Annotated in this window: 17 protein-coding genes; 12 read left to right on the top strand and 5 right to left on the bottom strand. The window is 50.8% G+C overall.

Features of this window, described 5'->3' with window-relative positions; genetic code table 11:
- Window positions 1–102 precede the first annotated feature (102 nt).
- From lolC to lolE, 3 genes are read left to right on the top strand one after another with little or no spacing between them, the layout of a single operon-like run.
- Entirely contained in the window at window positions 103–1,290 is a 1,188-nt protein-coding gene (gene lolC / locus BZJ19_RS04455; protein ID WP_069587296.1) for a lipoprotein-releasing ABC transporter permease subunit LolC, read from the top strand.
- Window positions 1,283–1,984, top strand: coding sequence for a lipoprotein-releasing ABC transporter ATP-binding protein LolD (gene lolD / locus BZJ19_RS04460; RefSeq protein WP_069587298.1), 702 nt, complete (start codon window positions 1,283–1,285; stop codon window positions 1,982–1,984). The genes lolC and lolD overlap by 8 nt, the downstream gene beginning before the upstream one ends.
- Complete coding sequence (gene lolE, locus BZJ19_RS04465) at window positions 1,981–3,219, top strand: lipoprotein-releasing ABC transporter permease subunit LolE (RefSeq protein WP_077674741.1); 1,239 nt, start codon at window positions 1,981–1,983, stop codon at window positions 3,217–3,219. Before lolD ends, lolE begins: the two co-directional genes overlap by 4 nt.
- 190 nt (window positions 3,220–3,409) lie before the next feature.
- On the opposite strand, the gene BZJ19_RS04470 is transcribed toward lolE, so the two are convergent.
- A complete protein-coding gene (locus tag BZJ19_RS04470; RefSeq protein ID WP_069587302.1) occupies window positions 3,410–3,967 on the bottom strand; it encodes a DUF2062 domain-containing protein in 558 nt (185 codons plus the stop codon).
- 29 nt (window positions 3,968–3,996) lie between these two features.
- Between BZJ19_RS04470 and BZJ19_RS04475 the strand changes: the two genes are divergently transcribed.
- The 5 genes from BZJ19_RS04475 to kdsB are packed head-to-tail and all read left to right on the top strand — an operon-like array spanning window position 3,997 to window position 10,031.
- Entirely contained in the window at window positions 3,997–6,297 is a 2,301-nt protein-coding gene (locus BZJ19_RS04475; protein ID WP_157891158.1) for a DNA internalization-related competence protein ComEC/Rec2, read from the top strand.
- A gap of 43 nt (window positions 6,298–6,340) precedes the next feature.
- Window positions 6,341–8,095 (top strand): lipid A ABC transporter ATP-binding protein/permease MsbA, encoded by a 1,755-nt coding sequence (msbA, locus tag BZJ19_RS04480; protein ID WP_077674743.1) that lies wholly within the window; start codon window positions 6,341–6,343, stop codon window positions 8,093–8,095.
- 2 nt (window positions 8,096–8,097) lie between these two features.
- Complete coding sequence (gene lpxK, locus BZJ19_RS04485) at window positions 8,098–9,087, top strand: tetraacyldisaccharide 4'-kinase (RefSeq protein WP_077674744.1); 990 nt, start codon at window positions 8,098–8,100, stop codon at window positions 9,085–9,087.
- Between the two features lie 9 nt (window positions 9,088–9,096).
- The gene (locus BZJ19_RS04490; protein WP_069587307.1) at window positions 9,097–9,279 is read left to right on the top strand and encodes a Trm112 family protein; all 183 of its coding nucleotides are present in this window, start codon (window positions 9,097–9,099) and stop codon (window positions 9,277–9,279) included.
- A complete protein-coding gene (gene kdsB, locus BZJ19_RS04495; RefSeq protein WP_077674745.1) occupies window positions 9,276–10,031 on the top strand; it encodes a 3-deoxy-manno-octulosonate cytidylyltransferase in 756 nt (251 codons plus the stop codon). Before BZJ19_RS04490 ends, kdsB begins: the two co-directional genes overlap by 4 nt.
- A gap of 61 nt (window positions 10,032–10,092) precedes the next feature.
- On the opposite strand, the gene elyC is transcribed toward kdsB, so the two are convergent.
- The gene (gene elyC / locus BZJ19_RS04500) at window positions 10,093–10,866 is read right to left on the bottom strand and encodes an envelope biogenesis factor ElyC (protein WP_069587311.1); all 774 of its coding nucleotides are present in this window, start codon (window positions 10,864–10,866) and stop codon (window positions 10,093–10,095) included.
- 116 nt (window positions 10,867–10,982) lie between these two features.
- On the opposite strand from elyC, the gene cmoM reads away from it, so the two are divergent.
- The 4 genes from cmoM to mukB are packed head-to-tail and all read left to right on the top strand — an operon-like array spanning window position 10,983 to window position 18,320.
- On the top strand, window positions 10,983–11,762 hold the full coding sequence (gene cmoM, locus BZJ19_RS04505) for a tRNA uridine 5-oxyacetic acid(34) methyltransferase CmoM (RefSeq protein ID WP_077674908.1): 780 nt from the start codon (window positions 10,983–10,985) through the stop codon (window positions 11,760–11,762).
- Between the two features lie 33 nt (window positions 11,763–11,795).
- The gene (mukF, locus tag BZJ19_RS04510; protein WP_077674746.1) at window positions 11,796–13,160 is read left to right on the top strand and encodes a chromosome partition protein MukF; all 1,365 of its coding nucleotides are present in this window, start codon (window positions 11,796–11,798) and stop codon (window positions 13,158–13,160) included.
- On the top strand, window positions 13,141–13,872 hold the full coding sequence (gene mukE, locus BZJ19_RS04515) for a chromosome partition protein MukE (RefSeq protein WP_069587314.1): 732 nt from the start codon (window positions 13,141–13,143) through the stop codon (window positions 13,870–13,872). Before mukF ends, mukE begins: the two co-directional genes overlap by 20 nt.
- Window positions 13,869–18,320, top strand: a complete 4,452-nt coding sequence (mukB, locus tag BZJ19_RS04520; protein WP_077674747.1) for a chromosome partition protein MukB — start codon at window positions 13,869–13,871, stop codon at window positions 18,318–18,320. Before mukE ends, mukB begins: the two co-directional genes overlap by 4 nt.
- A gap of 57 nt (window positions 18,321–18,377) precedes the next feature.
- On the opposite strand, the gene BZJ19_RS04525 is transcribed toward mukB, so the two are convergent.
- From BZJ19_RS04525 to BZJ19_RS04530, 3 genes are all read right to left on the bottom strand, one after another.
- Window positions 18,378–20,081: a methyl-accepting chemotaxis protein gene (locus tag BZJ19_RS04525; RefSeq protein ID WP_201249170.1), complete on the bottom strand. Its 1,704-nt coding sequence runs from the start codon at window positions 20,079–20,081 to the stop codon at window positions 18,378–18,380.
- Window positions 20,082–20,374: 293 nt separating this feature from the next.
- Window positions 20,375–20,692 carry a hypothetical protein gene (locus BZJ19_RS17205; RefSeq protein WP_201249171.1) on the bottom strand — a complete coding sequence of 106 codons (318 nt, stop codon included), beginning with the start codon at window positions 20,690–20,692 and terminating at the stop codon, window positions 20,375–20,377.
- Between the two features lie 168 nt (window positions 20,693–20,860).
- Window positions 20,861–23,185, bottom strand: a complete 2,325-nt coding sequence (locus BZJ19_RS04530) for a methyl-accepting chemotaxis protein (RefSeq protein WP_077674748.1) — start codon at window positions 23,183–23,185, stop codon at window positions 20,861–20,863.
- Window positions 23,186–23,209 lie beyond the last annotated feature (24 nt).

A 23,209-nucleotide genomic window follows, 5' to 3' on the forward strand; every position in this document is an offset into this window, starting at 1 on the left:
GCAGTATCCGTCAATATTCAGTCAAATCGGTGTGTAAACTTGGCGACATTCGCTCAGGCAGGTATGCTTTGCAGCGAATCAAAACAATAAGCTAGGTGCACTATGTATCAACCCTTATCGGTGTTTATTGGCTTGCGGTATTTGCGCGGCCGATCGGCCGATCGTTTTGGGCGATTTGTGTCGTCTATGTCTACTGCAGGAATTGCTATTGGTGTGCTCGCTTTGATCACCGTGTCATCAGTGATGAATGGCTTTGAAGCCCAGTTAAAAGGCCGCATTTTAGGCGTACTACCGCATGCGGTCATCGCGGACGGACAAACGGCATCGGTAAAAAACCGCGTTGAACAATGGCCACATGTGGTGGCGACGGCTCCCATTCAAACCACAGAGGCGGTGTTACAAAGCCGAACAGGGCTGAGTGCAGGATTGTTAGAAGGAATTGATCCAACCGCTTATGAGCCGTTGGCAGACCATCTGTTACAAGGAGATATTCAAGCGTTAGCCGAGGGTCGTTATCAAATCATCATTGGCCGTGCGATGGCGAGCAATTTACGTTTACGTATTGGCGATCAGGTGCGCGTGATGGTCACCAGTGCGAGCCAGTTTACCCCGATTGGGCGGATCCCTGCGCAGCGTTTATTCACCGTGGCGGGCATTTTTCACACTGGGACTGATGTCGATAATCAATTGATGCTGGCTAACATCCATGATGTAGCGCGTTTAATGCGTGTTCCGCCGCAGCAAGCGAAAGATTTACGCCTTTTCCTTGACGATCCCTTTGCGATTACCGATCTCAAACCGATGGCAGAGAGTGCAGCGTGGCAAGATTGGCGCGTCTGGCGGGGCGAGCTTTTTCAAGCGGTGAAGATGGAAAAGAACATGATGAGCTTAATGCTCAGTCTGATCATTATTGTCGCTGCATTCAACATTATTGCTGCCTTAATTATGGTGGTGATGGAGAAACAAGCCGAGGTTGCCATTTTGAAGACCTTAGGCATGCAAAATCGCGATATTGTTGCTGTCTTTATGGCTCAAGGCTCACTCAGTGGGTTATTGGGCGCATTGGTCGGGGGCGTATTGGGGGTGCTTGCGTCTCTCTATATTAATGAAATCATGGCCCTGTTTGGGGTGAGTTTGCTAGGCAATGGCCTTGCGCTTCCCGTGGTCGTCAATCCAACTCACGTCGTTATGGTTATGGTGTTGGCTATTTTGCTGAGCACGTTAGCGACCCTTTTCCCTGCTTTTAAAGCGGCATCTGTTCAACCTGCTGAGGCACTGCGTTATGAATGAGTCTTTGTTGTCCTGTCACCAAATCAGTAAAACCTATCAAGAGGGTGGTCAGGCGATTCATGTATTGAATCAGGTGTCTCTGAGCATTGCATCGGGAGAGCTTGTGGCGATTGTCGGCTCGTCTGGCTCAGGCAAAAGTACCTTGTTGCACACCTTGGGGACGCTTGATACACCGAGCGAGGGTGAGGTGTATTTTGAGGGCAAAGCAATTAGCCAAATGTCTGCGAACCAACAAGCGCAGCTAAGAAACCAAGCGCTTGGATTTGTTTATCAGTTTCATCACCTACTGGCTGATTTTACGGCACTCGAAAATGTGATGATGCCACTGCTGATCAATAAAGTTGCACGCAAGACGGCCACAGCAAGAGCAACGGAGATGTTGAATGCGGTCGGCGTGGGCCATCGTTTATCCCATCGTCCCGCTGAGTTATCGGGGGGCGAGCGTCAGCGTGTCGCGATCGCACGTGCGCTAGTCAACGATCCTAAGCTGGTTCTCGCTGACGAACCGACGGGGAATCTTGACCATGCGACAGCCTTGGAGATCTATGATCTGATGCGTTCGTTGAATGCACGACATGGGACGGCGTTTCTAGTGGTGACGCATGACAGTGAGCTGGCAGCCAAATTGGACCGCCAAGTGCGAATGCAAGATGGCCAACTGCTTGCTGTGAGTGCCACTGAGGAGGGGCAATGAAACCACTGTCGTTAGCCATTGGACGCCGCTTTAGTCGTGCCCGCCAGCGTAATCGGCTGGTCTCATTTATCTCGTTGTCATCGGTGATTGGCATTGCCATCGGTGTGATGGTCATTATTGTCGGTCTATCGGCCATGAATGGCTTTGAGCGTGAGCTTAATCAGCGTGTGCTCTCTGTGGTGCCGCATGCACAAGTGTTTGGCGTTAATGGTCCGCTCGAAGACTGGCAGCAAGTAAAGCGCCAAGCCTTGCAGCATCCTCAAGTGGTGGCTGCGGCGCCGTACGTGGAAATGACCGTGTTGATGGAACATGGCAGTGCACTTAAACCTGCCCAGATCCGTGCCGTTTCACCGAGCGACGAATCGGCAGTGAGTCGCATTGGTGCGTTTATTGATGGCGGTTGGGACAGTTTGCCAGCGGCGCAATCAAACATCGTGCTCGGGCAAGGTGTCGCCGATAGCTTAGGCGTGAAGGTAGGCGATTGGTTAACCGTGATGATCCCCGCGGCGGATGCGAGCTTAAAGTTGCGTTCACCTCAGCGAGTGAGAATGCAAGTGGGTGGATTGTTACGGCTGGGCGGACAGATTGATCATGCGTTAGCCTTGATGCGTCTATCTGATGCGCAGCAGTTGATGGCGCTAGATGATGCGGTTACCGGGGTCTCACTCAAAGTCGAACCGGTATTGGAGGCGCGACGCATTGTCCGAGAGGTCGGTCAAACTCTTTCCGCCTATGTGTACATGAAAGACTGGACCAGTGAATTTGGCTATTTGTATCGCGATATCCATTTGGTGCGTTCGATTATGTATCTGGTCATGGTTTTGGTGATTGGTGTGGCCTGCTTTAACGTGGTATCAACGCTGATGATGTCGGTGAAAGACCGTGCGGCTGATATTGCGATTTTGCGTACGATGGGAGCAGGCGATACCTTGATACGACGAATTTTTATTTGGTATGGACTATTCGCCGGTGCGTTGGGGAGCCTGATTGGCAGTGTGCTGGGAGTATTGCTTGCAAGCAATTTAACCCACTTAATCCAATGGGTAGAGCAGGTTGTGGGTCACCGTTTTCTCTCTGGTGATGTGTATTTTATTAACTTCCTACCCAGTGAGTTACGCGTGTCCGATGTGGTGGTGGTGAGTTTAACCGCGATGCTTCTCAGCTTATTGGCCGCTTGGTATCCAGCGCGTCGCGCGTGTCAGTTGCAGCCAGCGGCTGTATTGAGTGCAAAATAGCGGCTAGCTAGCTACTACAACCCATCATCAAAAGGGCCAGCATGAGTGCTGGCCCTTTTTCGATCTGTCTCGATAATTTTGGGTTGGTTTTACGTATTGATAATGCCGGATGATGACTGTGTCGCAATGCGCCCTCAAGCGGCTTGTTTTCTTTTCCTACCGTTTTAGCGTTGCCTGATATCAACGTGAATCAAGAGGGTTTATTCGGCTTCGGCAGCACTTCTTTTAACTTGTTCGGAATACGAAGTTTACGTTTACGCCAGCTTCTTACCACGGAATAGCGCCAAATGCCTCTGACGGCAAAATAGCCAATCACGGCGAGCACCAAACCACTGGTCATACAGCCGAGAAAGAAAGGCGGTCCAATGTGACCCATTTGTTCAACCAAATAGTGCCAAGAGAGCTCAAAATGGAAGGGATAGGGCGGTGTGTTCATCATCCACGCGCCGAGTTTATAGGCGAGATAGAACAGCACAGGCATGGTAATGGGATTACTGATCCAAACCAACGCGACCGACAAAGGCAGGTTGACACCAAACAAGATCGCCAGCCCCGCTGCCATGATCATCTGGCTGGGCAAGGGGACAAATGCCATGAACAAACCGACCGCAAACGCCCCCGATGCAGATCGACGATTCAAGCACCACAGGTTTGGGTCATGCAACAGGCTTCCAAACACGCGCAGTGCTTTGTTATCGCGCAATGCCTCGCGTTTTGGCATGTAGCGTTGAAAAAACTTCTTGGGCATACCTGCTTAATTTACCTGGATGTTACGCGATGAAGCTGACATTCACGCTCGGCTTGGCTGCGTCAATTTTATCGCTGCCGTGGTGGCCCACTTTGCCACCAGTTTGGACGTGTTTCATTGCGTGTATTGTATTTCATTTTGGGTGGAAAAAGCGCCTTTGGTGGCTCGCGGGGAGCGCGTTAGGGCTCACTTGGGCTGTATTATCCGCAACCTTGTACCAAGCAGACGTGATCCAAATCATTTCTAGCACAGAGGATACTACAATATCTGGCTCTGTGGGCAGCCTTTTTAGCCCCAAAGCCGGCCCACAATCGATTATTTTTGACGTTGATAAAATTAATGATAAACCACTGCCGTTTTTTCGTTCAGTTCGAGTGCGTCTTTATTGGCAATCGCCGCCTTTTCCCCAACAAGGTGAGCGTTGGAGGCTCACGGTTAGACTGAAGCCGCCGTATGGACGTTTAAACGAAGCGGGCTTTGATGCGGAGCGTTACTTTGTGGCCCGACGGATTCATAGCAAAGCCAGCCTCAAAAAAGCCGAGCGCCTCACACACACACCATCATGGCGGCAATCAGTCTTAAATGCACTGACTCCTGTGCTTGAGCCTTTGCGTTATGGCCGCTATTTACTGGCGCTAAGCTTGGGAGAGCGGCAATGGTTGACCCACGAAGATTGGCAAATCTTAACGCACAGCGGTCTAGCTCACCTGATGGCTATTTCTGGGCTTCACATTGGGCTGGCGTTTGCGTTGGGGTGGCAAGTCGGGTGGGGGATCCGTTTGCTGCTGCCCGAATGGCGACTCACCCTTTGGTTGCCGCTCTACAGTGCCATGTTGGTTGCTTTAGGGTATGCCGCGTTGGCTGGGTTTTCGTTGCCCACCCAGCGCGCTTTGATTGCCTTATTTGTCTATGCCAGTGCAAAGCGTATGGGAGTGCAGGTATCGCCTAGTACCTTGTTGCAAATGACCGTGCTGGCTGTGCTACTGCGCGATCCCTTCGCTGGCTTTTCATTGAGTTTTTGGCTGTCGTTTGCGGCGGTGTCAGCGCTGTGCCTCGCGCATTATTTGCTGTCTCGTCGGCGTGAGTTCCCGGCAACAACGTATGCCCGTATGGTTTGGCGGGGTAAACAACTGGTATTTATTCAACTCGTTCTCTTGATAGGCATGTTGCCTTTGCAGCTGGGCTTTTTTTCTGGCTTGAGTGCTGCCGCCACGCCATTAAATCTTCTTGCCGTCCCTTGGGTGGGAATATTCACGGTACCCTTGGTCTTTGTCGCCGTTGTTGCGCAGTTCATAGCGGGCAGTACCGTCGCGGCATTTATTTGGCAAGCGGCAGATTGGAGCCTAGCACCAGTGATATGGCTTGCCGACGTTGCCCGCCAAGCTTGGCTGCGGCCTCCACCGTTATCGTGGTTGTGGTCTTTGCTGGTTGCGGGAGGATGCTGGTTAATGGTGAGTTGGCGCTGGCACCGGCAAACGTTGCTTTTACTGCTACTGGTGACGACCTCTTTTGCATGGCGTGCGCCACCATTGCCTGACTGGCAGTTGGATGTGCTCGATGTGGGGCATGGCTTAGCGGTGTTAATTACTAAAAACGGCAGAGCGGTGCTTTATGACACCGGAAACCGATGGCAAGTGGGCGGGATCGCGCAAGCGGTGATTAAGCCGATTCTTGAGCAACGAGGCATCGAACAACTCGATGGCCTACTCTTAAGCCATGGTGATAGTGACCACGATGGTGGAGCCGCGTTTATCACCGAACGCTTTCAACCGATTTGGCAGCGAGCCAGTGAGAAAAGACGTGGTTATTTACCCTGTCAGAGAGGCGCCAAGTGGGATTGGCAAGGGTTAAGATTTCATGTGCTTTGGCCGCCGAGACAGGCGGTTCGTGCGGGTAACAATGATTCTTGTGTGGTTCGGGTCAGTGATGGACGTAACAGTGTCTTGCTGACCGGTGATATTGAATCACAGGGGGAGTCGGCATTACTGGCGCGCCTGGAAAATCGCGAAGCCGTGCAGAGCGATATTATGCTGGTGCCACATCATGGCAGTGCATCGTCATCGTCGTCACCTTGGATAACCGCGGTATCACCGCATTGGGTGGTGGCGTCAACTGGGTTGTTTAATCCGTGGGGATTGCCAGCGCCAGCTGTTCGCGAGCGTTATCAGCAAGCGGGGATCACTTGGTTGGATACCGCGAAAGATGGCCAAGTGCGTTTTCAGCGCCGCCATAGCCGATGGAAAATGACCCGGTGGCGATACGATCACCAAGGGCAATGGTATCGGACGCTGTTTGAACGGCGACCGGTAAATTTGGACGACGGCGGGTAAAAGAGTAGAATGCCGGTCTGTTTTACACAGCTAAACGATTTTAATGAGCGAATATCAAGATAAAACGACCTGGCAGACGTTCAAGCAACTCTGGCCATACATCGCCGACTATAAGATAGGGTTAGTCATCGCGATTATTGCATTGGTTATCAATGCTGCTAGCGACACTCTAATGCTCTCTATGTTGGGTCCGCTTCTCGATCAAGGCTTTAGCTATGATGATGTGGCGGGGGATTTCCTCAAATGGATGCCCGTTTACCTCGTTGGTTTAATGGTAGTTCGCGGGCTGTCTAGTTTTGTCTCCGCTTACTGCCTGTCATGGGTGTCGGGGAATGTGGTAATGACCATGCGCCGACGCATGTTTAACCACTTTATGAAAATGCCCGTCAGCTTTTTCGATCAAGAATCCTCCGGCGCCTTGCTCTCTCGTATCACGTATGACTCCGAACAGGTGGCTTCGGCGACAAGCAGCGCCTTAGTAAGCTTGGTTCGTGAAGGGGCCTACATTATCGGTATGATGGTGTTGATGTTTTGGTCGAGCTGGCAGCTATCGGCGATTTTGTTGGTTATCGCGCCTGTGGTGGCGTTTTCGATTCGTGTGGTGTCGAAACGGTTCCGCCGTATCTCATCGAACATGCAAGATGCCATGGGGTCAGTCACTAGCTCGGCAGAACAAATGCTGAAAGGGCATAAAGTCGTCCTTAGCTACGGTGGCCAAGACGTTGAAAAGGCGCGCTTTGATAAAGTCAGTAATCGCATGCGCCAACAAACGATGAAACTGGTCTCTGCTCAATCCATTGCCAACCCAGTGATCCAGCTGATTGCCTCGATGGCGCTGGTCGTGGTCTTGGTACTGGCAAATACCGAAGCGATTCGCTCTGAGCTAACCGCCGGTACGTTTGCAGTGGTGTTTGGTGCGATGTTTGGTTTGATGCGTCCACTAAAATCTCTCACTAACGTCACGTCGCAGTTCCAACGAGGTATGGCAGCGTGCCACAGCCTGTTCAACCTGATGGAACTCGACACCGAAAAAGATACCGGTGAGTATGAAGCAGATCGCGTGAAAGGCGATATTCAGGTGGACAATGTGGTCTTTACGTATCCATCCAAAGAAGCGCCTGCGCTTCGCAATGTCAGCTTTGAGTTACCCGCGGGGCAAACCTTGGCGCTGGTGGGACGCTCCGGCTCAGGCAAAAGTACCATTGCCAACCTGTTAACGCGCTTTTATGACATCGACAGTGGCACCATCACATTAGATGGCGTGCCCATTGACGAGTATAAGCTTGCCAATCTGCGCCAACATGTGGCGGTAGTCTCGCAAAATGTTCACCTGTTTAACGACACCGTCGCCAACAACATCGCCTACGCAGCCGAGGATCAGTTCACCCGTGAGCAGATCATTGAGGCGGCAAAATTGGCGTATGCAGATGACTTTATTCGTGATTTAGATGAAGGCTATGACACCATTATAGGTGAGAATGGCGTCAGCTTGTCTGGTGGGCAACGTCAACGCCTTGCCATTGCTCGTGCGCTGCTGCGCAACGCACCAGTACTGATTTTGGATGAAGCGACCTCGGCATTGGATACTGAATCTGAGCGCGCCATTCAAGCAGCACTGGACGAGTTGCAAAAAGATCGCACTGTGTTGGTGATAGCGCACCGTTTATCCACGATTGAAGATGCGGATCAAATTCTCGTGGTGGATGAAGGGGAAATTGTTGAGCGTGGCAACCATCAGGCGCTGTTAGAGCAAGACGGTGCGTATGCCCAGTTGCACCGTATTCAATTTGGTGACTGACCATGGTTGAAAAACTTTGGTTTCGTGAAGATGTTCCGGTTTGGGCCGCTCCCTTGTGGCCCATTAGCAAGCTATTTGGCGCGGTGGCACGCTATCGCCGTCAACGCTATCTGAGTGGTAAAGCCCCCAGTTATCGCGCGCCCGTGCCTGTGATTGTGGTGGGTAACATCATGATCGGCGGCAATGGCAAAACGCCGTTTGTGGTTTGGCTTGTGGAGCAACTGAAGGCCCAAGGCTACCGTCCCGGGGTGGTATCACGCGGCTATGGGGGTAAATCGGAACAGTATCCATTGTTGTTGTCGCAAACAACCTCTCCTCGCGTGTCCGGTGATGAGCCGGTCTTGATTGCCCGCCGTACTCAAGTGCCTGTTTGTGTTGACCCGGATCGGAGCGCGGCAGTTAAACGACTCCTCGATGAGGGCGTCAATGTAGTGGTTACGGATGATGGTATGCAGCACTACCGGCTCGATCGCGACCTCGAAATTGTGATTGTGGATGGTCAGCGTCGATTCGGAAACGGGCACTATATTCCATTAGGACCATTGCGCGAGCAGACGTCCCGTCTCGCCACCGTAGATATGGTGGTCAACAATGGAGGTGAGCCGCACCAAGGGGAGTGGCCAATGACATTGGTACCGACCGAAGCGGTGAATTTACGTAGTGGTCAACGTTGTCAGGTTTCGATTCTTCCTGAGGTGGTTGCGATGGCGGGCATAGGTCATCCGCCACGTTTTTTTGCCACCTTACAAAAAATGGGTGTGACCCCGGTACACAGTGAAGCGGTGCAAGATCATCAATCATTGAGTGCCGAAGCGCTAGACAGTTTAGCCGCAAAAGGGCAACATCTATTGATGACCGAAAAAGATGCTGTGAAATATCAAGGCATTGCTCACGACAATTGGTGGTATTTGCCTGTGGCAGCGAAACTCCCTGACACAGCGGCAAACTATGTGCTAGAAAAGCTTCACCACCTGAAAAAGCATAAAAATTAAAGGAAACTTATGGATCACCGTCTGCTTGAAATTGTGGCTTGCCCCTCTTGTCAGGGTAAGCTCTACTTCAATAAAGAAAATAATGAACTCGTGTGTAAGTTCGACCGTGTTGCATATCCGATTGAGGATGGGATCCCGGTGCTGCTCGAATCTGAAGCACGTGATATGTCATTGGAAGAGGTTCAGGGATGACAGACTTTTATGTGGTGATCCCCGCGCGTTATGGCTCAAGCCGATTACCGGGAAAACCACTCGCTGATATCGGCGGAAAGCCTATGATCCAACACGTTTACGAGCGAGCTCAAGCCGCTGGTGCCAAACAAGTCATCGTTGCGACGGATGATGCACGGATTGTTGCTGCCGTCGAGGCTTTCGGTGGTGAAGTCTGCTTGACCCGAGATGATCACCAATCCGGCACTGAACGATTGGCTGAAGTTGTGACAACCTATGGGTTTGCGGATGATGCCATTATCGTCAACGTCCAAGGTGACGAGCCTTTGATCCCGTCGGCAGTGATCCGGCAAGTGGCGGATAACCTGAACACATACCAACAAGCGCCAATGGCGACTCTTGCGGTTGCGATTGACCAACCGGAGCAGGTCTTCAATCCTAATGTGGTCAAAGTTGTCACTGATCATCAAGGCTTTGCGCTGTATTTTAGTCGCGCCACCATCCCTTGGGATCGGGAGCATTTTGGTGAGGACTTGCCGCAGGTCCCTGAGTCATTACTGCGCCATATTGGTATTTATGGCTATCGCGCCGGATTTATCAGCCAGTACATCCATTGGACACCGAGTCCTTTAGAAAAAATCGAGTCACTAGAGCAGTTACGCGTACTCTGGCATGGTGATAAAATTCATGTTGATGTGGCCCGAGAAACACCGCCACACGGTGTGGATACCCAAGCGGATTTAGAGGCGGTACGCGCGCACTTAGAGTCGTAAACGCGTGCGTTTGAGCACCAATAAAAAAGCCGCGATAGCTATCGCGGCTTTTTGTTACCTTTTATGCGCTCGGCTGGGCGATTAGATCGCGTAGCCTTTGCCATGCTTGGCCTAACCGTTCATGCCAATAACGCTCAAATTGTTCCAAGTATTGTGCGCGAGGACTGTACTTAATCCACGGCTGTTTGATTTCTTTTTGCGCCATAAAATTGGTTGGGGCAGGGATAGGGTCAAGCCCGGCGCTTCGAAATTCATACAAGGCACGATCCATGTGAGAGGCAGAGGTGACTAACACGAGGTTACTACTGCCTACGACAGATGCGGCTTGATAGGCTTCTTCCCATGTATCTTTGGCGGTTTCAAGTAACAGAATACTGTTCTTATTAACGCCCAGTGCCATGGCCACTCTCGCCAACATTCTGGCGTGGCTCACTTCATATCCGTGATCATAACCAGATAAAATCAGTTTGGAGGTTGGATACATTCGATGGATGCGTATACCTTCAGCCAAGCGCATCAGCGCGGTGCGTGATAGCTCGGAGGTGGGTGGCAATGCGTCATCAACCACATGACTGTTGCCTAACACCATGACGAAATCCACGGGTTTACCCGTGGGGAGGAAGGCGGGATATTGACGTTCCAGCGGCCGAAGCAGTCCAGAGGCGACGGGTTGGAAAGACGCGAGAAAGATACCTAAAAATGCCCCCAAGATAACAAATGATGCCAGCTTTTTACGCTGAGAGAACCAAAGCAGGCATAGCCCGAAAAGACCCAACAACAACAGCGCGGGCAAGGGCATTACCAAGGTTGAGATCAGTTTTTTTAATTCAAACATGCAATGTCGCCCGAAATATAGTCAAACGAGGCACAAATAGTGCCATAAACCTTTATTAACGTAAGGCTTGTGACAAAATATGCCCTTCTTACTATTCAATGATAACGAATGCCATTGTGACTGAGGACAGAAATTTCGACGACATTGCCCACAAATTTGTTAAAAACATTTATGGATCGGGCAAAGGCGAAATCCGCCAAGCAGTAGTTTGGCAAGACATTGAACAGATTTTGCGCCATTTTGACGATGATAGTCGTCCTCTGCATATTCTAGATGCAGGTGGCGGCGTTGGGCCATTATCGCAGCCATTGGCGGCGCTTGGTCACAGGGTCACTTTATGTGATCTCTCTTCGCAAATGCTCGACTTAGCGCGACAGGAGATTGAACAACAAGGCTTACTCTCGCAGTATCAGCTGGTTCACGCCCCTGTGCAAGCGATCGGCGAACATTTGACCACTGCACCAGATGTGATTTTGTTTCACGCGGTGATGGAGTGGCTAGAGCATCCAGAACAGGTGCTCAAGACGTTATTGACGTTGCTTAAGCCCGGCGGTTTCGCATCGGTGATGTTCTATAACCAGACCGGCTTACTCTTTAAGAATTTAGTGTGCGGCAATTTAAGCCATGTTCAGGCGGGTATGCYGCATCGAAAACGCTTCAAACTGCAGCCGACGAAAGGCTTAATGCCTAACGACGTGTATCAATGGATCACGCAAGCAGGATGCGAGATTAAGGGCAAAACCGGAGTGCGCACGTTTCATGATTACATGCGAGATACGCGTACGGGTGACTTTACGTTTGAACAAGTGGTGGCGCTAGAACAGCAGCTATGCCGCGAAGAACCCTTTGTGTCGCTAGGACGTTACATTCACGTCTGGGCACAGAAGGCAGAATAAGATGAGAAATGATGAAAACAACAAGGACAACGGATGAGTGATCAGGCCCAATCAACCCTGACGCGGGCAGACGACGCTCAGACAGTGCCCGAATTGGTCAACTGGGTGAAGCAAGGTGGCTTTTCACTTAACTTGCCACCAGAGCGATTGGCGTTTTTATTGGCCATTACGGTAATGAGCCAAGAACGTTTCGAAGATGAACTAAGCGAAGGTGAATTGATTGATGCCTTCCGTATCGTGAGTGAACAGTTTGCCGCGTCGGGTGATAGTTCTTCGGGGAATCTAGCCTTTCGCGCCAACAACGCCATTAATGAAATGGTACAAGCCCGTTTGTTGAGCCGGTTTACCAGCGAAATGACTGAGGGCGATAGCATTTATCGATTAACGCCGTTGGCGATGGGCATTGCCGATTATTATGCGCGTCACCGTGAGTATTCAGCTCTGAAGTTGTCGGTGCAATTATCGATGGTGGCGGATGAAATTGAAAAAGCCCGTAGTGCGGCGATGCAAGACGGTGATGCGAAGTTTTGGCGCCACAACGTGTATGGCGTGTTGAAATACTCGGTAGCCGAAATTTTTGATCGCATCGATCTCAACCAACGCGTGATGGACGAACAGCAGCAGCAAGTGAAAGATGATATTGCTGCGCTGCTGACGCAAGATTGGCAGGCTGCGATCGCCAACTGTGAATACTTGCTCAATGAAACTTCGAGCACGCTGCGCGAGTTGCAAGACACCTTGCAAGCCGCGGGAGATAACTTACAAAGCCAATTGCTCGAGATTCAAGAAGTGGTGCGCTCGCGTGATGACCTCGACTTCGTAGATGCGATGGTTTACAGCTTGCAAATGAAACTCGATCGGATCATCAATTGGGGCCAGCAAGCGATTGACTTGTGGATTGGCTACGACCGTCATGTACACAAGTTTATTCGTACCGCCATCGACATGGATAAAAACCGTGCATTCAGCCAGCGGTTACGTCAATCGGTGAGTGACTTTTTCGACGCGCCTTGGTTTTTGACCTATGCCGATGCAGAGCGACTCCGCGATACCCGTGATGAAGCCTTGGTGCTGCGTGACGATGAAGTGACGGGAGAAATGCCTGCTGAGGTTGAGTTTGAAGAGCTGACGGTGGTGGATGATGCGCTATCACGTCAAGTCTCTGAGATGCTGAAGCATCACCGTCAAACCGGCCAAGCCATCAACTTAGGCGACGTCCTGAAATCTTATCTGGCCGAGCACCCGCAAGCCCGCCACTTTGATCTCGCGCGTTTGGTGATTAACCAAGCGGTTCGGATGGGCTATTCCCAGTCCGACTTTAACGCGATCCAGCCTGACTGGCAGGCCATTAATGACTTTGGAGCCAAGGTACAAGCGAATGTCATCGATAAATACTGAAATGCCAATGCCTGAAGGGTTAGCAAAAGCGATCGCTAATCCACTGTTTCCGGCGTTGGATAGCGCTTTGCGTGCTGGCCGCCATATTGCCAGTGAAGATTTGGATAACCATGCGTTGTTGGTTGAGTTTGAGCAAGAGCTGAATCTTTTCTACCAGCGGTACAACGCAGAATTAGTGCGTGCCCCAGAAGGGTTCTTTTACCTGCGCCCTCGCTCAACCAGCCTGATACGCCGCAGTGTTCTGTCTGAGCTGGATATGCTGGTGGGCAAAGTCTTGTGTTTTCTTTATCTCAGCCCAGAGCGACTGGCGCAAGAAGGGATTTTCACCACCCAAGAGCTCTTTGACGAGTTGATGGCACTTGCCGATGAGAAAAAGCTGATGAAGCTGGTCACACATCGCGCTAGCGGCTCTGACTTAGATCGTGACAAACTGTTCGACAAAGTCAAAACCTCACTGCGCCGTCTACGTCGGTTAGGCATGATCATTCCAATTGGTGAGGGGCACAAGTTCCGTGTCAGCGAAGCTACGTTCCGTTTTGGCGCCGATGTGCGCACTGGAGAAGACATGCAGGATGCACAACTGCGCCTGATCCGCGATGGTGAAGCGGTAGTGCATACCCAAGAGCATATCCAATCCAGCTTTTTGGACGACGATCTGCATGAAGAGGATTCGTCTACCCAATCTCAACCAACTGAGGAACAGACAGCATGAGCCAACGCGGTAAATATCAATCACTCACCATGGTGAACTGGAACGGCTTTTTTGCTCGAACCTTTGATATCGATACCTTGGTGACCACGCTTTCTGGTGGTAACGGTGCCGGCAAATCAACCACGATGGCGGCGTTTATCACGTCTTTGATCCCCGACCAAACCTTGCTTCACTTCCGAAATACCACGGAGGCGGGCAGCTCGAGTGCCTCGCGAGACAAAGGGCTGCACGGTAAATTGCAGCCGGGGTCGTGTTATGCCGCGCTAGACGTGGTGAATTCCCGTCAGCAGCGAGTGTTATTTGCGGTACGTTTGCAGCAAGTCGCAGGACGAGACAAAAAAGTTGATATCAAACCTTTCGTCATTCAAGGGTTGCCTTCACACGTGACCCCGACTGAGGTATTGGTAGAAACACTGGCCAATGGGCAAGCTCGTGTTCGTCAATTAAATGAAGTGAAAGAGGCAGCCGGAGGCTATGAGACCGCGCATTTCAAAGCGTTCAACTCGGTCACCGACTATCACGCTCAGATGTTTGAGTTTGGCGTACTGCCGAAAAAGCTGCGCACTCAGCAAGATCGCGGCAAATACTATCGTTTGATTGAAGCGTCCTTATACGGTGGGATTTCAAGTGCTATCACGAAATCGTTACGCGACTATTTGTTGCCGCAAAACGGTGGCGTGAAAAAAGCGTTCCAAGATATGGAAGTCGCTTTAAAAGAAAACCGGATGACGCTGGAAGCGATAAAACTGACCCAACGTGATCGGGATTTATTTAAGCACTTGATCACCGAAGCGACGCACTATGTCGCCTCGGACTACATGCGCCATGCCAACGAGCGACGCAGCAAATTAGAACAAGCTTTGTCGTTGCGTGCCGAGTTGGGCAGTGCACAAGCGGAATTGCAGCAAAAGCAAGCGCAAGCACACGCGATGCAAGAAGAGCTGGACGAGCTGGAAGCGGGTCAAGATCACTTGGAACAAGACCACCAAGCGGCATCTGACCATTTGCAACTAGTGCAATCTGCGTTACGTCAGCAAGAAAAAATCCGACGCTATGAAGAAGACTTACTTGAATTGAGTGAGCGCCTTGAAGAACAGATCATGGTGGTGGAAGAGGCGGCCGAGCATTTAGCTGAGGCCGAACTGCGAGCGGCGCAAAGCGAAGAAGAAGTTGATAGCCTGAAAAGCCAGTTGGCCGATTATCAACAGGCACTGAACACGCAACAGACGCGTTCTTTGCAATATCAGCAAGCGGTGAATGCGCTGGAAAAAGCCCGCGCGCTGACGGGCGATGACGGGTTACAGGCTGATGATGCCAGTGCTCGGTTGCAGACACTTAAAGCCGAAGAAGCGCAGCAAACCGATACCGTGCTGTCCCTGAAGCACAAACGTGATCTTGCTTCTGCCACGGCGAGCCAATTTGATCATGCGTTTACGTTATTACGTCGCATTGAGCCGGATGCGCTGCGCGATAAAGCCGGAACGCAAGCGAAATATTGGGTGGAACAAGGCCGCGAGCGTCGTTATTTGGCCGATAGCCTGAATCAACTGCAGTACGAGCAGCGCGAGCTGTTGCAACGTCAGCAGCACCGTGACCAAGCACAATCACTGGTGAGTCAATATCAGGATGTAACCCACGAAACACTGGCCAACGCGGATGCGGTGGAGCATGCGGTAGCATTGCAGCAAGCGACACGTGATGAGTTGCAGCTGGCCCGCGAGCAACAGGCCGAGCAAGTTCGCGAGCATCAACGCCAAGATGATGCACTGGCTAACGAAATTCGTGTGTTAGAGGGACAAGCACCTGCATGGATAGCCGCCAACGACGCACTGACCAAGCTCATTGAGCAGAGTGGTCAAGCATTGCACGATCGCCAAGCGGTGATGGCGGCGATGCACGAAACACATGAGCAGGTGCGCGAACGTACCCAAGCGCGTGATCAATTAGCAGAGCAAAAAACCAAGGTCGAGCAGGCGATCGAGCATCTTGCCCAGCCAGGTGGCAGTGATGATGCTCAGTTGCAAGCGCTGGCGGACACCTTAGGGGGTACTTTGCTCTCTGAGATTTATGACGACATCACCCTTGATGATGCGCCTTATTTCAGTGCGCTGTATGGTCCGGCTCGTCACGCGATAGTGGTCCCTGACTTAAAAGGTGTGAAAGCAAAGCTGGCTGACTTAGACGATTGCCCAGACGATCTGTATGTCATTGAAGGTGATGCCGACGCGTTTGACGACAGCGTGTTTGATGCCGAGGAACTCTCTGGCGCGGTGTGTGTGCACCTCAATGATCGTCAAATGCGTTATTCGCGCTTCCCTGAAACGCCTTTGTTTGGTCGCGCAGCGCGTGAGTACCGTCTCGAGGCGTTACGCGAGCAACGCGAAGCCTTGGTCGAAGACTACGCCAAAGCATCTTTTGATGTGCAAAAACAACAGCGTTTGTCTCAGGCATTCAGTCACTTTATTGCCGAGCATTTAACGGTTGCTTTTGAGGCGGATCCCGAATTAGCCATCAAGCAGCGCCGTGATAAGCGCGCGACTATTCAGCGTCAATTGGCAGACGCCAAAGCGCAACAGCAACAAACGGACGAGGCAATCAAACGGACTCAGCACGCGTTGCAGATCCTCGACAAGCTCCGTTATTGCGCCGGCGCATTGGCTGATACTGATCTGGACAGTCACATCGATGCGATTCAACAGCGGGTTGAAGCGGCAAAGCAGGCCAGTGCCTTTATCAAGCAGCACGGTGACACCCTCACCGAGTTGGAAGCGCGCCTATCGACGTTGGATGCTGATCCTGAGCAGTTTGATAAGCTTGAACAGGCATACCAAGATGCAGATGCGCAGCTGCAACAGATTAAGCAGCAAGTGTTCGCGGTCGCCGATTTAGCCGAGCGTCGTCCGCACTTTGCCTATCAAGATGCGGCAGATATGCTCACGCAAAGCAGTGAGTTGAACGAGCAACTGAAAAGCAAGCTGAAAACCGCGGAGCAAGTGCGACAGCGTGAGCGCGAGGCACTAAAAACCATTCAGCAACAGACGAACCAATACCATCAGGTGTTGGCGTCACTGAAAAGCTCGCACCAAGCGAAACAAGAAACCGTCGCCGAATTTAAACGTGAGCTCGCCGAGTTGGGCGTTCAGGCCGACGACGATGCGATGGAGCGTGCTCGCGTTCGCCGGGACACTTTACATGAACAGGTGCACCAAGCGCGTCAGCGCCACAGTCAGCTTTCACGCGGTATCACTTCGCTGGACATGGAGGTGAAATCGCTGACTAAAGGCCTGCGTAAATCATTGAAGCAATATCAAGACTTGCGCACGTTTGTGGTGAATGCGAAAGCAGGCTGGTGCACGGTGATGCGTATTGCGCGTGATAACGGCGTGGAGAAACAGCTGCATCGCCGCGAAATGGCCTATATGTCGGCTGATGAATTGCGTTCGCTATCGGATAAATCATTGGGTGCGTTGCGTTTGGCGGTCGCTGATAATGAAACCTTACGTGATGCCCTGCGTGCGTCGGAAGATATCGGTCGCCCTGAACGCAAAGTACTCTTTTACGTCGCGGTCTATCAGCACTTACGCGAGCGTATTCGCCACGATATTATTCGCACCGATGATCCTGTCGAAGCGATTGAAGAGATGGAAGTTGAGCTCGCGCGCTTGACCGAAGAGCTGACGCAACGGGAAAAACGTTTGGCGATTAGCTCAGAGTCGGTGGCGAACATTATTCGTAAAACCATTCAGCGAGAGCAAAACCGTATCCGCATGCTTAACCAAGGCCTGCAAAATATTGGCTTTGGTCAGGTAAAAGGGGTGCGTTTGAATGTGTCGATTCGCGAGACGCATGCACAGCTGTTGGCGGGCTTGGCTGAGAATGCTGAGCAACACCAAGACTTGTTTGGCAATCACAACCTCACCTTCTCGGAGGCGATGGCGAAGCTGTTCCAGCGCCTCAACCCGCATATCGAGTTGGGCCAACGTTCGCCACAGGTGTTGGGAGAGGAGCTCCTTGATTATCGCAATTACCTCGAATTAGGCATTGAGGTTAACCGTGGTACGGATGGCTGGTTGCAGGCCGAGTCGGGCGCGTTATCGACCGGTGAAGCAATCGGTACGGGCCAAGCTATCTTGCTGATGGTGGTGCAAAGCTGGGAAGAAGAATCACGCCGTTTGCGCGGTAAAGATGTGATCCCATGTCGTCTGCTGTTCTTGGACGAGGCAGCGCGTTTAGATGCTAAATCCATTTCGACGCTGTTTGAGCTATGTCACCGCCTTGATATGCAGCTATTGATTGCGGCACCGGAAAACATCAGTCCTGAGCAAGGCACGACGTACAAGCTAGTGCGTAAGATCTTCAATGATCGAGAGCATGTGCATGTGGTTGGATTGCGCGGTTTCGGGGAAGAAAAGCGCCGAGAGTTAGCGCAAGAACCCGTCCTCGGCTAGAGGCAAGACTGAAAAAAAGGGCCAGCGGATGCAGGCCCTTTTTTTGTGGCATTGTGATTAGGTTTTAAAGTGGCTGATGGTGTTTTCCAAGGTAGTCGCTTGGTCACTTAACTGCGTCACCGTGTGTTCGGTATTGCGGGTGCGCTCTGACACGCGGTCGGCGGATTGCGCCATSGTRTTGACRTTTTGRCTGATTTCATCGGTCACTTGAGTCTGTTGATTTGCGGCGGTGGCAATCTGCATGTTCATTTCGTTGATACGTTCAATCATCTCGGTGATTTGGCTGAGCTTGTTATTGTTTTCTGTGCAGTTCTCAACACTTTCGAGCACAGCACCGTTCGCCTGTTCGATGCCTGACGTCGCTTTACGTGTTTCGAGTTGAAGTGCTTCGACTTTTTTACGGATTTCTTCCGTGGAGTCTTGCGTGCGTGTTGCCAGTGAGCGCACTTCATCCGCGACCACCGCAAATCCTCGTCCTTGCTCGCCGGCACGCGCTGCCTCAATCGCTGCATTCAGTGCCAATAAGTTAGTTTGTTCCGCAATCTCCTGGATGACATCGAGAACCGAGCCGATAGATTCACTTTCTTGCGACAGCTGCTTCATAGAGTGCGTGGCACTGGACATATCTTTTTGAAGTTGCTGCATACGCACGACGAGATTGTCTCCGATTTGGCTGCCTTCTTGCGCAGATTGGGTAATGTTATCTGAGGCTTCAGAAGCATTGCTGGCATGTTCAGAGACTTCACTAATCGATGCGGCCATTTGCGTAGCGGCTGTCGCGACTTGGCTTGAGTTACGCGCTTGCTCATCAATTTGACCGCGCATATCGACAATATCGCTGCTGATATCTTTTGAGGACTGCAGCAATAATGAAGACGCACTATGGGTTTGCTGGATAACGTCTCTGAAGCTAGCAAACATACCATTGAGGCTATTGCTCAGTTGTGAAAGCTCGTTTTTACCTTTGAGCTCAAGCTGAATGGTTAAATCCTTATTGGCTGCAATGTGTTGAATTTTATCGGCAAGGGCAAGAATGGGGGCGCCGATACTACGGCCGAGATAATATGCGGCAATCGATGCAACCACGGCCAAGCCCAGTGCGGTAAGTAATGTCGAGTAAAGAATATCGTTGCTAATCTGGGCAATATCACTCAAGGCTTCGGCCTTGTCCTGCTGACTCACGACGGCCCAAGTGATGCCATACACCTCTAGCGGTGAATAGATGGCGATAACCTCATTGCCGCGATAGCCCATCTGGGTCATGAGCCCTTGCTGACCCGTTAATGCTTTTGATGCGGCTTCACTGTCGATGGGCTGGTTACCCGCCGCGCTATTCTGGTAGTTGATTTTATGGATAATTGCTTCGTCTACACCCATCGCTTGCAGTCGGTTGAGATAGGCGTCCTTGTCATCAGCTAACAGTCGTGGCTCAGAACGCAGACGCTTGTCAGGACCCACGAGAAATAGCTCGCCTGTTTTGCCCATGCCTGATTCAGCCCATTTATCATTGTTGCTGATAATTTGGCTGATACGCTCAATCGGCATCTGGAAAATTAAGGCACCGATTTGTTTATCATTTTTATACACAGGGCTGGCGATAAATGAGGCAGGGCTGTCGTAAGACGGGTAGTAGGCGGCAAAGTCGACAAATCCCAATTCACCTTTTGGCGCTTGGCGCACTTTTTTATACGCTTGTGCGATGCCACTCGATGCGTAGGGACCATTGAGTAAATTGGTGGCGTAATCAAGTTCTTTATACACGCTATAAACAATATTGCCTTGATTATCAATCAGAAATATATCGTAATAACCAAAGGTTTTTAAATAGTGCTGAAAGTTAGGATGAAATACGGCATGAATTTCGCTGTAGACTGACCCATCATTTGCGTTTACTAATGAATCTTTACTCCCCAGTGGGTTTGTGTTTTCACTAATATAACTTTGTTGAAGGCGCTTTGCGGTTTCAGTCAGTTGATTATATTTTTCTAGTGCACTGGTTCTTTCGTCATTAATATTTTGATATTGATTAGAAAACTGCTCTGTGTAGTATCGCTTCAGCGTTGCTTCTTTTTGAGGTGATGTGGAGATTTCATCGTTAATGCTTGAAATGAATAAGAAAACTGTGCTAATGCATCTTCCGTCATCGTGGAATTAGCCAGAGTTTTTATTTGATTGCCAATCAGTTGGAAATAGTTACTGATCTCCGATTTTTTGGCTTCTTTGATCGCGGTGAGTTGATCACTCACTTTTGCAGTGAGTGATTGAGAAGACAGTGAAATCGTTCTTGTCGCAAGAATGGTGGCGACAATAATGACACAACTTAAAGAGGCAACCACAATTGCGAGGGTTATTTTATTACTAACTTTCATCATGACACTCCACATTGCTTTAAGCAAAAGATAGATGCCAGAATGCTGATATGCACAGAAATAGACGTTTTTTAAGCGGTATTTTTATATCGCATCTACTAAATTAGACAAACTCTATTCTATTCAGACAAAAAGTGACGGCCTATGTCACTTTTTGTCCATGGGTTGTGATCAGTAGGTCGCTTCCGTCGTGAAGTGATCAATGGTGTTTGCTAAGCGCTGAGACCGCTGGCCTAAGCTCACCACGGTTTCTACCGTATCTTGGGTTTTTTGTGACACCGATTCGGCTGACTGGGCGATATCAGTAATGCTCTCGCTAATTTCCTGTGTTACCTGAGTTTGTTGTTGCGTTGCGGTGGCAATATGTGACGTCATCTCATTAATTTCAGTCACCATATTAGCGATATCAATCAGCGCAGCATTGTTTTGCTGACAGTAATTCACACATTGTTCGACGGTTTGATTTGTCGCATCCATGTCGCTCACCGCAGATTGCGTTTCTTGACGCAATGCGGCAATTTTTTCACGAATGCTTTCCGTGGATTCTTGGGTGCGATTGGCGAGCGTACGCACTTCTTCAGCCACGACACTGAAACCGCGTCCCTGTTCGCCAGCGCGTGCCGCTTCAATAGCTGCATTAAGTGCGAGTAAATTAGTTTGTTCTGCGACTGCTTGGATCACATCCAACACGGTGCCGATTTCTTCACTCTGTTGCGATAGTCGTCCCATGGTCGCGGTGGCTGCACTCATGCTGGCAGACAGGTTGCGGATTTGGGTAACTAAGTCATCACCAATTTGGGTACCGTGATGTACGGCTTGCGTTATATCATCGGAAGCCGCTGAGGCTTTATCGGCATACTGAGCCACATTGGTCACGGAACTGGCCATCTCTGTTGCCGCGGAGGCCACTTGGTGCGTGTGTCTGACCTGTCCATTCACACTGTCGCGCATCGATACCATGTCGTGGTCAATATCATCGGAGGCTTTACCCAATAGGTTTGAAGCTTGGCTGGCTTCTTGAATCACCTGTTGGAAACTGGCAAACATGGCGTTGAGTGATTGCCCGAGTCGCGCAGTTTCGTCGTTGCCTTCGTCAGGTAGCCGTTGAGTGAGATCTTTGTTTTCAGCAATGGTTTTGATGCGTGCGGTAATCGCCATCAGTGGCTTGGCAATACTTCCGCCGAGCACATAGCCGACAACGATAGTCATCACAATCAATAAAGATGATGTGACCACCGTGGCCGTCAATATCGTCGTCTCCATGGTACTGACTTGCGCCAACGCTTCATCTTGATTGATTTGATTGACCAACGCCCAGCGCGTACCAAACACTTCTATCGGGGCGTAGGCGGTGTATACGCTATCGCCGGTATAACTGGTTTCTTGGAGAGAGCCTGATTGACCGTTCAGTGCTCGTGTCACGCTCCGACTTTCAATGGGTTGTTGACCGGCTGCTGTCCCGGTGAATGCAATGCGCCGAAGCAGCTCAGGTTTTACGCCATTTTGGGTAAGTTGCTGAAGGTATTGATCCTTATTTGCGTGTAAGTAACGAGATTCAGTGCGCAGCACATTATCTGGGCCGACTAAGAACATTTCTCCCGTTTGACCAAAGCCTGCGGATTGCCAATGGCCTTGTGCGCTAATGACACCACTGAGACGTTGAATGGGTAGCTTAAAAATCAGCACACCGACGATTTCGTCCTTTGCAATAACCGGGGTGGCGATAAAAGACGCGGGCTCGTCATAGCTCGGAAAATAAGGGCGATAGTCGATGAAGCTAATCTGGCCTGCATTCGCATCAATGGCAGCTAAAAATGCATCACCCATTCCACTTGTTGCATAGGGACCGGCAAAAAGACTGGTTCCAAAATCAATTTCTTTGGCGACCGAGTACACAATGCGTCCGTTTGCATCAACGAGTAAAATATCTTGATACCCAAATGTCTCGGCATAGCGTTGATAGTTGGGGTGATAGTGTTGATGAACTTGGTCGTAGGTTGAACCGTCGTTGGTCGCGACCAGTTTATCTTTCTCACCGAGAGGATGCGGACTGCCGCTGATATAGGCTTGTTGTAACGAGCGAGTTGCCGGCGCCAGCGCTGCAAGATTTGAGCGAGCATTAGCATTGGTATCATTGTGTGCTTTGTAGACCTGACCAAAGGTTTCGGTGTAGTAGTCTTGTAAGGCACGGCGAGAGGCGCGGTCGGTACGCACTTCACGATCATACAGCCGGTATGCTTGGCTAAATGCGTCGACGGCTTCTTCGGTCATTGTAGAGTCGGCCAGTGCGGTGAGTTGTTGGCCGATAAAATCAAAATAGCTGGCTAACTCTGACTGTTTGGCCTCTCGCACGGCTTTGAGCTGATTGGTGGCTTGCGTGCGCATTTCATTACCGAAAAGCAGGGTAGTGCGGTGTGCCAATACCGCAGCGGTGGCGAGAATGCAGAGTATACAAGCAGCGATGATGGCTGCAGATACCTTGGTACGAACTTTCATACTACTGGACTCCTGAGACGTCGT

Source organism: Salinivibrio proteolyticus (assembly GCF_001996165.1).
GTDB lineage: Bacteria > Pseudomonadota > Gammaproteobacteria > Enterobacterales > Vibrionaceae > Salinivibrio > Salinivibrio proteolyticus.